This is a genomic window from Lentzea sp. NPDC020367 (genome assembly GCF_044387305.1).
In the GTDB taxonomy this organism is placed as follows: domain Bacteria; phylum Actinomycetota; class Actinomycetes; order Mycobacteriales; family Pseudonocardiaceae; genus Lentzea.
In genome coordinates this window covers 915,920-930,677 of the sequence record NZ_JBIRVV010000003.1, presented here as the reverse complement: position 1 = coordinate 930,677, position 14,758 = coordinate 915,920, and the positions used below count along the sequence as shown (strand labels likewise).

The 14,758-nt window shown below is 68.3% G+C and carries 16 protein-coding genes, 1 tRNA gene and 1 pseudogene; 7 read left to right on the top strand and 11 right to left on the bottom strand.

Annotated elements, in window-relative coordinates; genetic code table 11:
• Positions 1-214 precede the first annotated feature (214 nt).
• The 4 genes from ACH413_RS16885 to ACH413_RS16870 form a co-directional block, all read right to left on the bottom strand.
• Positions 215-2,014, bottom strand: a complete 1,800-nt coding sequence (locus tag ACH413_RS16885; RefSeq protein WP_360047135.1) for a cation acetate symporter — start codon at positions 2,012-2,014, stop codon at positions 215-217.
• Between the two features lies 1 nt (position 2,015).
• The gene (locus tag ACH413_RS16880; RefSeq protein WP_093594899.1) at positions 2,016-2,444 is read right to left on the bottom strand and encodes a hypothetical protein; all 429 of its coding nucleotides are present in this window, start codon (positions 2,442-2,444) and stop codon (positions 2,016-2,018) included.
• Positions 2,441-3,298, bottom strand: a complete 858-nt coding sequence (locus ACH413_RS16875) for a LytR/AlgR family response regulator transcription factor (RefSeq protein ID WP_396425003.1) — start codon at positions 3,296-3,298, stop codon at positions 2,441-2,443. Before ACH413_RS16875 ends, ACH413_RS16880 begins: the two co-directional genes overlap by 4 nt.
• Positions 3,299-3,370: 72 nt before the next feature.
• The gene (locus ACH413_RS16870) at positions 3,371-4,231 is read right to left on the bottom strand and encodes a S49 family peptidase (protein ID WP_360047133.1); all 861 of its coding nucleotides are present in this window, start codon (positions 4,229-4,231) and stop codon (positions 3,371-3,373) included.
• A gap of 98 nt (positions 4,232-4,329) precedes the next feature.
• Between ACH413_RS16870 and ACH413_RS16865 the strand changes: the two genes are divergently transcribed.
• The gene (locus ACH413_RS16865; RefSeq protein ID WP_166048541.1) at positions 4,330-4,497 is read left to right on the top strand and encodes a hypothetical protein; all 168 of its coding nucleotides are present in this window, start codon (positions 4,330-4,332) and stop codon (positions 4,495-4,497) included.
• A 227-nt stretch (positions 4,498-4,724) separates the two neighbouring features.
• Here ACH413_RS16865 and ACH413_RS16860 read toward each other — a convergent pair whose 3' ends face one another.
• A complete protein-coding gene (locus ACH413_RS16860) occupies positions 4,725-5,987 on the bottom strand; it encodes a histidine kinase (RefSeq protein ID WP_319976284.1) in 1,263 nt (420 codons plus the stop codon).
• A 111-nt stretch (positions 5,988-6,098) separates the two neighbouring features.
• Between ACH413_RS16860 and ACH413_RS16855 the strand changes: the two genes are divergently transcribed.
• From ACH413_RS16855 to ACH413_RS16845, 3 genes are read left to right on the top strand one after another with little or no spacing between them, the layout of a single operon-like run.
• Complete coding sequence (locus ACH413_RS16855; RefSeq protein WP_360047196.1) at positions 6,099-6,806, top strand: (Fe-S)-binding protein; 708 nt, start codon at positions 6,099-6,101, stop codon at positions 6,804-6,806.
• Positions 6,788-8,206, top strand: coding sequence for a LutB/LldF family L-lactate oxidation iron-sulfur protein (locus ACH413_RS16850; RefSeq protein ID WP_360047132.1), 1,419 nt, complete (start codon positions 6,788-6,790; stop codon positions 8,204-8,206). Before ACH413_RS16855 ends, ACH413_RS16850 begins: the two co-directional genes overlap by 19 nt.
• Positions 8,199-8,777: an LUD domain-containing protein gene (locus ACH413_RS16845; RefSeq protein WP_360047131.1), complete on the top strand. Its 579-nt coding sequence runs from the start codon at positions 8,199-8,201 to the stop codon at positions 8,775-8,777. Before ACH413_RS16850 ends, ACH413_RS16845 begins: the two co-directional genes overlap by 8 nt.
• Here ACH413_RS16845 and ACH413_RS16840 read toward each other — a convergent pair.
• From ACH413_RS16840 to ACH413_RS16830, 3 genes are all read right to left on the bottom strand, one after another.
• A complete protein-coding gene (locus ACH413_RS16840; RefSeq protein ID WP_360047130.1) occupies positions 8,770-9,636 on the bottom strand; it encodes a DNA-formamidopyrimidine glycosylase family protein in 867 nt (288 codons plus the stop codon). The genes ACH413_RS16845 and ACH413_RS16840 overlap by 8 nt on opposite strands.
• Before the next feature lie 15 nt (positions 9,637-9,651).
• Complete coding sequence (locus ACH413_RS16835; protein ID WP_266036465.1) at positions 9,652-10,089, bottom strand: DUF983 domain-containing protein; 438 nt, start codon at positions 10,087-10,089, stop codon at positions 9,652-9,654.
• A 94-nt stretch (positions 10,090-10,183) separates the two neighbouring features.
• The gene (locus ACH413_RS16830; protein WP_360047129.1) at positions 10,184-11,503 is read right to left on the bottom strand and encodes a sigma-70 family RNA polymerase sigma factor; all 1,320 of its coding nucleotides are present in this window, start codon (positions 11,501-11,503) and stop codon (positions 10,184-10,186) included.
• A gap of 159 nt (positions 11,504-11,662) precedes the next feature.
• On the opposite strand from ACH413_RS16830, the gene ACH413_RS16825 reads away from it, so the two are divergent.
• Positions 11,663-12,061 (top strand): hypothetical protein, encoded by a 399-nt coding sequence (locus ACH413_RS16825; protein WP_093596160.1) that lies wholly within the window; start codon positions 11,663-11,665, stop codon positions 12,059-12,061.
• 33 nt (positions 12,062-12,094) lie between these two features.
• Positions 12,095-12,170 (top strand) — tRNA-Gly (locus tag ACH413_RS16820).
• A gap of 86 nt (positions 12,171-12,256) precedes the next feature.
• Here ACH413_RS16820 and ACH413_RS16815 read toward each other — a convergent pair.
• Positions 12,257-12,724 (bottom strand): hypothetical protein, encoded by a 468-nt coding sequence (locus ACH413_RS16815; RefSeq protein ID WP_360047195.1) that lies wholly within the window; start codon positions 12,722-12,724, stop codon positions 12,257-12,259.
• A 105-nt stretch (positions 12,725-12,829) separates the two neighbouring features.
• A pseudogene (locus ACH413_RS16810) lies at positions 12,830-13,065 on the bottom strand (LD-carboxypeptidase); the annotation flags it as partial.
• A gap of 219 nt (positions 13,066-13,284) precedes the next feature.
• Between ACH413_RS16810 and ACH413_RS16805 the strand changes: the two are divergent.
• Entirely contained in the window at positions 13,285-13,713 is a 429-nt protein-coding gene (locus tag ACH413_RS16805; RefSeq protein ID WP_030480288.1) for an OsmC family protein, read from the top strand.
• Here the strand turns inward: ACH413_RS16805 and ACH413_RS16800 are convergent.
• A complete protein-coding gene (locus ACH413_RS16800) occupies positions 13,688-14,734 on the bottom strand; it encodes a cytochrome P450 (RefSeq protein WP_360047128.1) in 1,047 nt (348 codons plus the stop codon). The genes ACH413_RS16805 and ACH413_RS16800 overlap by 26 nt on opposite strands.
• Positions 14,735-14,758 lie beyond the last annotated feature (24 nt).

Below are 14,758 nucleotides of genomic sequence, written 5' to 3'. Positions count from 1 at the left end.
GTGCACGTAATGCCTCCAGGTGCGGTCTGTTCTTGGTCAGGAACCGTATGGAGACTTGAGTCACTCAGGTAAGACCCCGTTCGTGCCGTTGCGCCCAGCAGTCGGGTGATGCGACGAACGGTCAGTATGCGTAGACGAACAGCACTCTGCGTGACCTTGTTCACCGTTCACCGATTCGAGTGACCTAATTTCACCCATTTGAAACGGTGGCTACTCACCGTGTGCGACCAGCTCCCCTGCGCTTGTCCTCGGCCTGCCGGGCCTTCTCCTCCGCGGTCCCGAAGCGGGCGATGTCGCGGTCACGGATGAATCCCAGCGGGTCGGGGGCGTGCAGCCGCAGCAGGATCTGACTGACGTCCGCGGGCACCCGCCTGCGGGTCGCCTTGCTGACCATGATCATGATCGCGAACGCCACCGGGACCGTGATCAGCGCAGGTTGGGTGATGAACGCGGGCGCCCAGCGGCCGGTGTAGGAGCTCACGACGCTCACGACCTGAGCGGTGAGGACCATGCCGCCGCCGACCACGAGCCCGCACACGGCACCCACCCAGGTGAGTCCTCTCCACCAGATGCCGAGGACCAGAAGCGGGCAGAACGTCGACGCCGCCAGAGCGAAGGACATGGCCACGGTCAGTGACGCGTCGGAGCGCGGCAGCAGCAGAGCAAGACCGATTGCGACGAGTCCGGTGAACACAGTCGCCCACCGGAAGTCACGAACCTTGCCCGGCATGATGTCCGTCGAGACGACCCCGGCGACCGACACGACGAGTCCGGACGAGGTCGACAGGAAGGCCGCGAACGCGCCAGCGGCGACGATCGCGCCGACGATCTGACCGCCCAGGTTCGGCAGCATCGTCTCCGGCAGCATCAGCACCGCCGCGTCGGTCTTGCCGTTCACCAGCAGCTGCGGCAGGTAGAGCCGCGACAGCACGCCCAGCACCGTCGGGAAGATGTAGAACAGGCCCAGCAGGTAGAGCACGTGCAACGCCGTGCGGCGGGCCGCCTTGCCGTCCGGGTTGGTGTAGAAGCGGACCAGGACGTGCGGCAGGCCCATCGTGCCGAGGAACGTCGCGAAGATCAGCGAGTACGTCCTGATCAGCTCGGAGATGCCGCCGGTCTGCGGCCGCGTCCAGTCGTAGTTGCTGGTCGGCGAGCCCTCGACCACCGGCACCGGGCTGCCGGCGGCGAACTCCATCTTCGTGCCGGGGCTCAGCTCGTAGACACCGCGGCCCCAGAAGACCGCACCGTCCGCGTTCCTGCCGTCGATCTGGCCGGTCACCTTCAACGTCAGCGGCTCGTCGACGCGGACCTTCACGACCTGCTCGGCCACCGTGATCGACTCGGCCTTCGGGAACCGGACCACGCCGTCGTCGCTGATCGGCTGCGTACCGCGGTCGGGAGAGGCCAGGAACACCACGAAGAGCACGAACGTGGGCGCGGCGATCGCGAAGAGCTTGCCCCAGTACTGGAACGCCTGCACGAGCGTGATCGCGCGCATGCCGCCGCCCAGTACGTTGATCACCACGATGACCGTGACGATCAGGCCGCCGAACCACGCGGGCAGGCCGGTGATCGTGGTCAGCGTCAGACCGGCGGACTGCAGCTGCGGCACCAGGTACAGCACCCCGATGCAGACCACGAAGAACGTGCTGAAGTGCCGCACGTTCGACGATCCCAGCCGGGCCTCGGCGAAGTCCGGCAGCGTGTAGGCACCGGAACGGCGCAGCGGCGCGGCGACGAACAGCAGCAGCGCGAGGTAGCCGGCGGTGAAGCCGATCGGGTACCAGAGGGCGTCGACGCCGTCCTTGAGCACGAGTCCCGCGACGCCGAGGAACGACGCCGCGGACAGGTACTCGCCGGAGATCGCGGCGGCGTTGCGGGTGGCCGGGATCGCACGGCGCGCCACCAGGAAGTCCGGGGTGGTGTTCGCCTTGCGCGACCCGACGTAGCCGAGGAGGAACGTGACGGCCGCAACGGCGACGATGGCGCTGAGGCTCCAGATGGTGGCGTTCACGTCAGCGGTCGACCATGTTCACGAAGTCGCGCTCGTGCCGTTCGGCCTGCCTGCGGAAGACCCACCCGACGCCGTAGAGGATCGGGAAGGGTGCGAGACCGAGCACGAGCCAGGGAATGGGGATGCCGAGGATCTTGAGATCCCCGATCGACGGAACCAGGTAGAACGTGACCGGCAGCAGGCACATGCCGATCAGGACCGCGAAGGCGAGCCCGAACGCGGACTTGAGCTGCTGCCGGATGAGGTCGCGAACCAGCTTCTCACCGACGCTGGTCTGCTCCTCCAGCTCGATGATCGTGCGCAACGCCTTGCCGCGCGACTTCGTGGAGTCCGCGAGCACGACCCTGCGGCGGCGCGGCCTGCTGCCCTGCTCGCCGAGCCAGGCCTCACGGGCGGGCTGCTCGGGCTTTCCCGCGTCGTGCCTGCTCACCAGCCGCTCTTCGGCGGTCGCACGATCCGCTCCTTGAGCTCCTTGGTGTGCCGGCGGCTGACCGGGAGCTCCTTGGCACCCTCACCGGTGCCGATGACGACCGCGTAGCCGTTCGCCGTCATCCGCAGCTCGCTCACCAGCGGCAACGCCACCAGGTACGAGCGGTGGATGCGCACGAACCCCGCGTTGGCCCAGCGTTCCTCGAGCTGCGCGAGCGGGATGCGGACGAGGTGGCTGCCGTCCTGGGTGTGCAGGCGGGCGTAGTCGCCCTGCGCCTCGACGTACCGCACGGACGCGCGCGGCACGAGCTTGATGGTGCCGCCGAGCTCGACGGGGATGACCTCGTCGTCGGTCGGTTCGGCGGGGTTCTGGGCCGTGGCGCCCGACGAGGCCGTCGGCGCCGCCGTGCGTCCCACCCGGTCCGCGACCCGCGAGATCGCCTTGAGGACGCGCTCCTCGTTGATCGGCTTGTTGATGAAGTCGAGCGCGCCGACGTCGAACGCCGTCACGAGCGCGTCGCGTTCCTCAACGCCTGTCACGAAAACGAGCGCGGGCGGGTACCTGAACGCGCTGAGCACCCGCGCGAGATCCATGCCGGAGAGTCCGGGCATGTTGATGTCGGCGAAAACCGCGTCGACCGGCGGAAGGCCGTTCTTGGTCCTCGCCATGACCTCCTGCTCGTAGTCACCCCTCAGGATGCGCAGAGCCTCGGCGGCGTCGAAGGCCGTGAGGACGCGCCGGATGTGAGGACTGCTCTCGAGCAGGAACTTGATCTCGCTCAGGCCGAGGGCCTCGTCATCGACTGCGAGGACGAGGAGACCGGCGTTGTCTTGGGTACTCACTGTGTCGGGCATCTTGCCCATCAATGTGCGGTCATGTCTACGCCGGGGTAGGCCTCGACACGCCCTGTGAAACCGAACTGATGCTCACAGCCCGAATCGGGACCAGCGAGCACGTTCCTCGACGCTCGCGAGCACCTGCGCCACGAGATCCCCCGATCGGGTGGACGCGCCGGTCAGTCCGAGCTTGGCCAGCAACGGCCTGCGCGGCTCCGCGATCGTCAGTTCGGCGTCCGGGAAGCGCTTCGCGATGACGCTCCTGATCGTGCCGATGCCGTCGACCAGGCCGAGTTCCACGGCCTTGCTGCCGGTCCACACCTCGCCGCTGAAGAGGTCGGCGTCGGCGCTGAGCTTCGCGCCGCGGCGTTCGGTGACCCACGCCCGGAACTGGTCGTGCAGATCGGAGTGCAGCGTCTTGAGCCACTCGACGTCCTCGGGCTTCTCGGCCTGGAACGGGTCGAGCCGGACCTTGTTCTCCCCCGCCGTGTAGACGCGGCGCTCGACACCGGCCTTCTCCAGCAGGCCGTTGAGCCCGAAGCCCGCACTCACGACACCGATGGAGCCCACGAGGCTCGTGCCGTGCGCGTAGATCTCGTCACCCGCGCACGCCAGCCAGTAGCCACCGGAAGCGGCCACGTCCTCGCAGAACGCGAGCACCGGCACGTGCTTCTTGGTCGCGAGCTCACGGATGCGCTCGGCGATCAGGGCGGACTGCGTCGGCGCGCCGCCAGGAGAGTTGATGAGCAGTGCCACGGCGATGAGCCGCTCGTTGTCGAACGCCCGGTTGATGGCCGACTCGACGTTCTGGAGGCTGATCGTGTTGCGCGCGACCGGCGAGGACTGCGGGGTGATGACCCCGTGCAACCGCACCGCGGCGACCACCGGCGGCCGCTCACCCCGGTCCATGACCCTCGGGAGACGGGCCGCGATCTTCTCCGTGACGCTCATGTACTCGACAGTACGTGCGTTTCGCGGACACGCGGGAGCCCAACTGCGCTGTCGGTTGCTCCCGCGTGACCTGTGACACAAGATGCTAGGTTCGGGCTGTGACGTTCAACCCGATCCGCTGGCTAGAACGGTATGTGGAGTGGTGGGACGACCGGGGCCGGCAGAACGCGGCCGGACCGACGCCCATGCACATCTACTGGATGTGGGTGAGCTGGAGCGTGTGCGCCGTCGTGCTGATCACGACTTTGGCGGTGGCAGCACGCTGAGCTGGGTGCACGCTGATCTGGGTGCCTGTCAGCACTTGCAGCTGTTGAACCCCTTGGCGGTGCACTTGATGCAGACGCGGACGCGTTCGGGTGCTTGTTGTTCGCGCACTTGGTGATGGCCTTTGCTCGCGGGCGGCGTCTGTTCTCTCAAACGGCCGGCAGTTCATTGGTCAAAACCACAATCGGCACGATGCACGCCTGGGTTGAGCATGATTGACCCTGCAAGTTCAGGCGCGGATCGCCGGTTGCTCCGCCGTCATCGGCTCGTCGGTCATCTGCGACCCGATGTTCAGGTTCGGCAGCACGTTGCGGGCGAACTTCGGCACCTTGAGGATCACCTTCGTGCCCGCGTTCGGGGCCGTTTCGACGACCAGCGCGTACTCGGCGCCGAACACCGTGCGCATGCGGTCGTTGATGTTGCCGATGCCGACGTGCGCGCCGGTCTGGTGCGCGTCCTTGATGTCGTCGAGCCGGTCGGGGTCCATGCCGACGCCGTCGTCCTCGACGCTGATCAGGGCCTCGTTGCCGTTGTCCTCGGCGGTGATGGTGAGCATGCCGCCGCCGGGCTTCTTGGCCAGGCCGTGCCGGACCGCGTTCTCGACCAGGGGCTGCAGGACCAGGAACGGCAGGACGACCTGCAGGACCTCGGGCGCGATGCGCAGCCGGACGCTCAGCCGGGCGCCGTAGCGGGCCTGTTCGATGGTCAGGTAGCGATGGATGTTGGTCAACTCATCGGCGAGGGTCGTGAACAAGCCGTCGGTGCGGAACGAGTAGCGCGTGAACTCCGCGAACTCCTGCAGCAGCTCTCGGGCGTGCGCGGGGTCGGTGCGGATCAGCGAGGAGATCGTGTTCAGCGCGTTGTAGACGAAGTGCGGCGAGATCTGGGCTCGCAGGGCCTTGACCTCGGCCTGGGCGAGGGCCTGGCGCTGCTTCTGGACGACTTCCAGCTCCAGCTGGGTCGAGACGAAGCGGGCGGTCTCCTCTGCCATGCGGATCTGGCGCTTCGACGCGACGCCGGAGACCACGATCAACGTGCCGGCGACGTCACCCTCGACAACGAGCGGCACCACGACAACGCTGTGCAGGGAGCACGGACCCTGCAGCTCGCAGCCGAGCTTGCGGTGGTCGACGTGTTCCTTGTGGCAGTTGTTGATGGCACGGGCGACCGTGTCGCGGAGGTACTCGTAGTGGTCGTTCGCGCCGCCGTCCCACGAGAGGACGGTGCCCTCTTCGTCGGTGATGGCGACCGCGACGCACCGCAGCATCTCGCGCAGGTGCGGTGTGGCCTTGTCGGCGGCCTCCTGGGTCAAACCCGCACGGAGATCGCTCGACGCCTTGGACATCCGGTCGAGCATGTCCATCACAGCATCCTCGACGGAGGTGCTGACTCGTCGAGCGCGGCACAGCATCACGAAGAGGCCCAGAACGGCCAGGGTCGCGATGACACCGAGCACGGCGCGCTCGGTCAACAGGTCGCCCACGGTGCACATGCTGTGCTGTGGGGCACCCCTATAGCAAGAGGCGCGCCCGGCGTACCCCCGTACGGTCCACCGATCCGGGTAGACATCCGATGAATTTGGGGAGAGGGTGTGCCCGTGAAAGTGGCTCTGTTCGCGACCTGCCTGACCGACACGTTCTTCCCGCAGACGGCCAGGGCTGTCGTGCGTTTGCTGGAGCGGCTCGACTGCACGGTCGAGTTCCCGCTCGAGCAGACGTGCTGCGGCCAGATGCACTTCAACACCGGCTACCGGGAACTGTCGAAGCCGCTGGCGCGCAAGTACACCGACGTCTTCGGGAGCTACGACTACGTGGTTGCGCCATCCGGGTCATGCGCGGGCATGGTCCGCGAGGTCCATCCCACCCTGGGTGAGTCTCCGCCGCGCACGTTCGAGCTCGCGGAGTTCCTCGTCGACGTGCTCGGCGTGACCGACGTCGGCGCGTGGTTCCCCCACCGGGTCACCTACCACCCCACGTGTCACTCGTTGCGCATGCTGGGGGTCGGCGACAAGCCGTTGGCGCTGCTCAGGGCCGTGAAGGCACTCGATCTGGTGGAACTGCCGGACTCGACGCAGTGCTGCGGCTTCGGTGGCACGTTCGCGGTGAAGAACGCCGAGACGTCCACGGCGATGCTCGCGGACAAGATGCGGTGCGTGCTCGACACCGGCGCCGAGGTGCTGTGCGCCGGCGACAACTCCTGCCTCATGCACATCGGAGGTGGGCTCTCGCGACTGCGCACGGGCGTCCGGCCGGTGCACCTGGCGGAGATCCTGGCTTCGACGGAGGAGGACCCGTGGCGCGCAACCCCGTGACGTGGCTGGGCAGCCCGACGTTCCCCAAGGCCGCCAAAGAGGCGTTGAACGACACCCAGTTGCGGCAGAACCTGCGCAAGGCCACCGGGACCATCCGGGGACGCAGGGCCGCCGCCGTCGCCGAGATGACCGACTGGGAGATGCTCAGGGTCGCCGGCGAGCAGATCAAGGACGACGTCCTGGCGCGCCTCGACACGTTGCTCGTGCAGCTCGAGGAGTCGGTCACGGCGCGAGGCGGCGTCGTCCACTGGGCGCGGGACGCCGAAGAGGCCAACCGGATCGTGCTCGACCTCTGCCGGGCGGAGCAGGCGACCGAGGTCGTCAAGGTCAAGTCCATGGCCACGGCCGAGATCGGGCTCAACGAGGCCCTCGAGGCCGGTGGCGTGCACGCGATCGAGACCGACCTCGCCGAACTGATCGTGCAGCTCGGCGAGGACCGGCCGTCGCACATCCTGGTGCCGGCGATCCACCGCAACCGCTCGGAGATCCGCGAGATCTTCCAGCGCCGCATGGGGGTCGAGGTCTCCGACGAACCGGCGGACCTCGCCGAGGCGGCCCGCGTGTACCTGCGCCAGAAGTTCCTCACGACCAAGGTCGCGATCTCGGGCGCGAACTTCGCCGTCGCCGACACCGGGTCGATCGTGGTGCTGGAGTCCGAGGGCAACGGCCGGATGTGCCTGACGCTGCCGGACACCCTGATCACCGTGATGGGCATCGAGAAGCTCGTGCCGTCGTGGCAGGACCTCGAGGTCTTCCTGCAGCTGCTGCCCCGCTCGTCCACCGCGGAGCGGATGAACCCGTACACGTCGGTCTGGACCGGCGTGACGCCCGGCGACGGCCCGCAGAAGTTCCACCTCGTGCTGATCGACAACGGCCGCACCGCGACGTTGACGGATTCCGTTGGGCGCCAGGCACTCCGGTGCATCCGTTGCTCGGCGTGCCTCAACGTCTGCCCGGTCTACGAACGCACCGGCGGCCAGTCGTACGGCTCGGTCTACCCCGGTCCGATCGGCGCGATCCTGACGCCGCAGCTGATGGGCGACCTGCACGACCCGCTGGCGGCCTCACTTCCTTACGCCTCTTCGCTTTGCGGCGCCTGCTTCGAGGTCTGCCCGGTGCGGATCGACATCCCGTCGGTGCTGACCCACCTGCGCGCCGAAGTCGTGGAGGCCAAGGGACGCACGGCGGAGTCCGTCGCGATGTCGGCCGCCGCGTGGATGTTCCGGGAGGCCTCGCGCTACGAGAAGGCCCAGAAAGCCGGTTCCCTGGCCCGTTTCCTGGCGCGCGACGGCAAGATCACGTCGCTGCCGTGGCCAGGATCGAAGTGGACGTCCTCCCGCGACGTGCCCGCACCGCCGTCCGAGTCGTTCCGCGCCTGGTGGAGGAAGAACCGTGGCTAGCGCACGAGAAGAGATCCTTCAGCGCATCCGCAACGCTCAGGTGCCTCCGGCCGTGCCCGTCGTGCGCGGCTACAACCAGAAGGGCCCCGGCGGCGTCGAGTTGTTCGCCGAACGGGTCGCCGACTACCGCGCGATCGTGCACACCGTCAGCGACGTGCCCGAAGCGCTGGAAGCCTTGAAGGGCAAGCGAATCGTCGCGCCTGTCGGCCTTCCGGACGAATGGCTGATCGACGGCGTCACGTGGTTGCGCGAGCCGTTGTCGATCGACGAGCTCGACCAGGCGGACGGTGTGCTGACCGGATGCGCGGTGGCCATCGCGGACACCGGCACGATCGTCCTCGACGGCAGCGAGGCCCAGGGACGCCGCGCGCTCACGTTGCTCCCGGACTACCACCTCTGCGTGGTGCGCGAGGACCAGATCGCGGCCTCCGTCCCGGAAGCCCTTCAGCGCCTGGAGTCCACCCGGCCGCTGACGTTCATCAGCGGACCGTCGGCGACCAGCGACATCGAGCTCAACCGGGTGGAGGGCGTCCACGGCCCCCGCACCCTGGAGGTCCTGATCGTCATTTGAGCAGGCGGGACAACCGGCGGTCGGCCAGCGGCTTGCCGCCGGTCTGGCACGTCGGGCAGTACTGGAAAGCCTTGTCCGCGAACGACACCTCACGAACCGTGTCGCCGCACACCGGACACGGCAGCCCGGTACGTGCGTGCACTCGCAGCCCCGAGCGCTTCTCGCCCTTGAGCCGTGCCGCGTCCTGGCCGACGGACCGTGCGACCGCGTCGGTCAGGGTGGTGAGCATCGCCTCGTGCAGGTGGTCCAGTTGTTCGGAGTTCAGCTTGCCCGTCGTCGCGTAGGGCGAGAGCCGGGCCATGTGCATGATCTCGTCGGAGTAGGCGTTGCCGATGCCCGCGATCAGGGTCTGGTCCGTCAGCGACGTCTTGAGCCGCTCGGTCCGCTTGTCGAACAGGTCTTCCAGCTGAGTGCGGGTGATCCCCAGCGCGTCGGGGCCCAGCCTCGCGACGCTCGGGATGGTCTTCGGGTCGCGCACGATCCACGCGGCGAGGCCCTTCTTCGTGCCCGCTTCCATCAGGTCGAACCCAGGCCCCTGGCCGGGTGGACCGAGGTGCACGCGCAACGCCAGCGGGCCGCGGCCCTGTTTCGGCGGCGGTGCGGACATGTTGTCGGCCCAGCGCAGCCAGCCGGCGCGGGCGAGGTGGACGACCAGGTGCAGGCCGTCCGCGACTTCCAGGTCCAGGTGCTTGCCGTGCCGGTGCGCGGCCACGACCTCCTGGCCGTGCAGCGCGGTCCACGGCGGGTCGAACGTCTTGAGGACCTGCAGCGAAGCCACGTCGACGCGGTGCACCACACGGCCCACCGCGTTCTCACGCAGGTGGTGGACCAGTGCTTCTACCTCGGGTAGTTCGGGCACCGGACCAGTGTCGCATCAGTCGACGGGTTGCAGCGGACCTTCGACGTCCGGCAGCGAGTGCATCTCGATCGTGCGGGCGACCCGGGACGCCTCCTGGCGCACCGCCATCGGACCGCGGACCGAGCCGATCCACCGCTCGGGTGGCAGCTCGTCGGCCGTGGCCTTGCTCTCCGCGACCAGCGTGTGCGGGCGGCGCAGCGCCCAGCGGACCGGGAAGAACGCGAACAGGAAGATCAGCGCGAGGATCAGCCAGGCGGGGACGACGACCTGCTCCGGCGTCCAGGCGATCAGCACGACCACCATGACGGCGAGCATTCCTGCCATCATGATTCCGGGCAGGACACCACCGCTGACGTCGTGTTCGAAGTCGTCGGACTCCACCGGGTTGCGCCACTCGATGCGGCTGTGGACCGTCCACATCCGCCCGTCAGCACCGCGCACCAGCCGCGTCATGTACCCGTCTCCCACAGTCGGTCGGTCTTGGACAAACCGTACCTGGCCGAGGCAGAGCCTTGTGGGTGAACTCGGCTGAGCTTGATCGTCACCGTCAGTTTTCGATGGCCGGTTTCGGGTAGAGCGTGATCGTCGTGGCCGTGGTCTGCGGCGTCGAGCACGGCTCGGAGGGCGGCGTCGGCGGTTCGGACGAGGCCGACGGCGTGTCGAGCGACGTGATGTCCCGCCGCGTCGTGGTCACCACCGAGCTGACGACCTCGGACTTCTCCGACGACTCCACGATCTTCTCCGCCCGCTCCACCGGCGGGTCCTGGTGCTGGTCGCTGGTCGGCACCGGCACGGACGTCGTCCTGCGCACGGTCTCCTGCCGCTGCCCGCCGCCGGGGTTGATCACGTTCTCCTGCGGCTTCTGCCGGTGCTGTTCGGGCGGCGGCTGGGCCACCACGAGTCCCTGGCTGTGCTCGGAGCTCGTCGAGCCGGACGTGTTCATCGCGACGACCGGGTTCTGGTCCGGCTGCAGCACGGCGACACCGGGGCCACCGTTGAACACCGCGGCCATCGTCCCGAACAGGCCGATGGTCGCCACGCTCGCTGCCGCGACGGCCAGCTTCGCCTTCGTGAGGAACACCTTCCCGGCGAACGCGAGCCCGAGCGTGGTCGGCACGATCAGCAACGCCGAGCTGGCGCGCAACGTCGCGCAGACCTCGTTCAGCTCGGTGTAGAGCTGCGTGCAGGCGGAACAGGTGTCGAGGTGGGCGCGGATCCGGCGTTCCTCGACGCCCTGGACCCCGCCCGCGGTGTAGGTGCCGAGCTTCGACCGGATCGCCGCGCACGACGAACGTCCGTCATCGGCCGCGAGGTGGGCCTGCAGGTACGCCGCACGCAACCCCTCGCGCGCACGGCGGGCCAACGCCGACATGGCGTTCGGCGAGAGTCCGAAGTGCGGTGCCACGGTGGCGGGGCGTTCGCCCTCCACCTCGACGCGCCACAGCACGACCCGCCAGCGTTCAGGCAGGCTGGAGAAAGCCCTGGTGATGAGGTTGTGCTCGGCCCGGCTGTTCGCGTTGTCGCTCACCGGCTCGACGCGCCGGCCCAGCTCCTCGTCCTCGACGGGCACGTCCCGGCGCCGTCCGCTCCACTCCCACGCGACGCGGCGGGCGACGGTCAGCAGGTACGTGCGCACATGGTCCGTGGGCCCGCTGCCGCGACGAATCGCCTGCAGCATGCGGAAGAACGCCTCAGCGGTGAGGTCGTCGGCTTCAGCCGCCTCACGGACGTGCCTGAGAGAGAAACGGCGGATCGCGTCCGCATGCCGGGAGAACAGTTCGCCGTAGGCCGAGTCATCTCCCTCGCGCACTCTGGCGAGCAGGTCCCGGTCGACCTCGTTCTCGTCGACCATCACAGGCTTCAACATGCCACAAGGGGCCAGACCTGCTCCTGGATGAGAACAGGTCGATATACAAGACCATCCGTTCGGCGTGGGCTGATCAGCGCAACGCATTCGGTGACAGGACGGTCACAGGTGGGCGTCGGCCCGTCGGCGGAAGAAGATCCAGCGACTATCGTCACGCCCGTGGTGGACTGGCGAGAACGCGCCTCGGCCCTCGTGCCGGAACTTCGGGCTGTCGCCGAGACCGAGGAGTGGTCCTGCCACGTCTTCTTCTCCGAGCTGTACCAGCTGGCCCAGGAAGCGCACCGCGAGCAGGCCGACGACGTGCTCCGGCGCGCGTACGGCTTCGCGCACTGGTGCTTCCACCAGCCGGAGCAGTTCCTGGAGAACGCGGCGTTGATCAGCTTCTACGAGCACGTGTTCGACGACTGGGACCTCCGCGAGGAGGTCGCCGCGTGGCTGCCGGTCGACGTGCTGCCCAAGGTGCGGGCGCTGTGGGAGTGGCGGTGGCCGAAGGAGCAGTTGGACGAGGTAGATCAACTGCTGGCCGGTTTGGAACCCCCCTCGCAAGATGCCGTCTAGGGCCTGTTGTATAGTTCTCTCCCGTAAGGCAGTGCGGATGTAGCGCAGTTGGTAGCGCATCACCTTGCCAAGGTGAGGGTCGCGAGTTCGAGTCTCGTCATCCGCTCCACTCGGGAAGGCCCATGCTCATGGAGAGCATGGGCCTTTTCGTTTCGCCATGATTTTGGGGGGACGACCCCCCAAGCCCCCCGGCGTTCACCTCACCGCCGGCCCGATCTTGAGTGTGCCCCTGTTTGCGTCCAACACGGCCATTGGTCCAAGCGCGACGGACAGCGGGTGGTCGCCGTGGCCGACGTCGAGGCCGCCGAGCACCGGCACCCCCAGGGGCGCCAGCCGGTCGCGCAGGACGTCGAGCACGGTCCAGTCGCGATCGACGAAGTCCTCGAACCCCGGGAACCGGCCGAGCGCGACTCCGCGCAGTCCCCGCAGCGAGTCCGACCGGATGAGTTGCGTCAGCTGCCGGTCGACGTGTCCCAGCCCGACGGCGCGCGGGGCCTCCAGGAACAGGATCGAGCCGTCCAGGTCGGGCAGTCCGGCTCCCACGGACCAGGCGAGGGTGCCGAGATGCCCGCCGACGAGGTTGCCCGTGGCCACACCGCCCACCCGGACGGCCGCCGTGAGCGCGTCCGGGTCGCGATGCAGGACGGCGGGTTCGGTCTCCATCAGCAACGACCGCGTCGAGGCCGCCGAACGGGCGCCGGCCAGGAAGCCGTGGATCCCGGCGACGCGGCAGTGCCGCCACACGGCCAGGTGCAGGTTGGTGATGTCGCTGAACCCCACCAGCGGTTTGGGGTCGTCCGCACGGCGTCGAAGTCGAGGTCGTGCGCGATGCGGTACGCGCCCGCGCCGCCGCGGGTGGCGATCACCGCTCGCACTCCGGGATCGCGATAGGCGTCGTTCAGGTCGGCCAGGCGGTCCTCGTCGCGTCCTGCCAGGTAGCCGCGGCGGTCCAGCGCGTGCGTGCCGACCTCGACGACCAGACCCCAGCTCTCCAGCGCCTGCACGGACTTCGCGAGCTCCTCCTCGCTCGGGTAGCTCGCGGGCGACACGAGACGAACCCGATCTCCGGCAACGACACGCGGAGGCAGCACGACGTTCACACGACAGACTCTCGCAGTCCCGTCGAGTGGTTCTCAGGGTGATCTCCGAGCCCACCCGTGAAAGGGTGGACCTGTCCGCTCGCATCACCCCGATCGAGCCTGTTCGACAAGGACCTGGAGATCATGGCCATCAAGCAGACGGCAAACGCTCACTGGGAAGGCTCCCTCGTCGAGGGCAAGGGAAACGTCAGCCTCGCCACCTCCAACAGCGGCAGCTTCGACATCGACTGGAAGGCGCGCGCCGAGGAGGCGGGCGGCAAGACCAGCCCCGAGGAGCTCATCGCCGCCGCGCACTCCGCCTGCTACTCGATGGCGCTGTCGCACGGCCTGACCGGTGCCGGCACGCCGCCCACCTCGATCGACACCAAGGCCGAGGTGAGCTTCCAGGCCGGCGTCGGCATCACCGGCATCCACCTGACCGTCCGCGCCAACGTGCCCGGCCTGTCCCAGGAGGACTTCGTCACGGCCGCCGAGGGCGCCAAGGCGAACTGCCCGGTCTCCAAGGCGCTCGCGGCCGTCGAGAACATCACCCTCGACGCTGCCCTGGTCTGAATCGCAGCGCCGCTGGCCCGTGACTGATCAGGTGCCTGCGGTAGCGCACGTCGCCGGGCTGCTCGGCCACCTCGGACGAGCGGTCGAGCAGCTCTTCGGCGACGATCCGGCCTTCCAGCTTCGCGAGCTGGGCGCCGAGGCAGTAGTGCGGTCCGTGCCCGAAGCCGAGATGGCCCGGCACGGACGGCCTTCCCGGGTCGAAGTCCTCGGTGAACACCTTCGGGTCGCGGTTGCCCGCCGCGTAGTCGAGGAACAGGTGCTCGCCCTCGGCGATCTTCACCCCGCCCATGGTCACCGGGCACGTCGCCGTCCGGAAGAAACCGATGAACGGCGTGTCCAGGCGCACGACCTCCTCGACCACGCCGCCTAACCGGCGTTCCTTCGCGTCGAGTCGCAGGAACGTGCTGGCCAGCAGGTTCGTGGTCGAGTCGGTACCGGCCACGACGACCGCGAGGCACAGCGACAGCCGTTCCTGCTCGGACAGCTGCCCGCCCCTGAACGCGTTCGAGCGGGCGAAGTAGGCGCAGAACTCGTTCATCCCGGCGAAGTACGACCCGAGCACGCGCTCGCTGACCTCCTCGCCGCTGGTCAGTTCCAGCACCGGTGCCACGAACTCGCGGAACAGCGGGAAGTCCGCTTCGGGCACGCCGAGCACGTCCCCGACGACGCCCAGCGCGAACGGCGCGGCGAACTGACTGACGAAATCGGCCTCCTCCGGTAGTTCGTCGAGCAGAGTCCCTGCGCGTTCCCTAATTGTGTCAGCCATTTGGCGCACGGCCGTTGGAGTGAATTTCTGATTCGCCGCCGCACGAATTCGGGCGTGCCTCGTGCCGTCCGCCGCGTTGAGCGAGGACATCAGTTCCAGCAATCGCCGCTGCTCCGGCGGCATCATCGCCGCCACGGCCGCGACCTGCGGACCTGTCATGTTCCGGGAGGAGAACGTCACCGGATCAGCCAGCACGGCACGCAGGTCGGCGTATGCGGTGACGCGCTGGGCGTTGATTCTCGGGTCGAATTCCATTGCGATATCTTTGCGCGGTTCCAG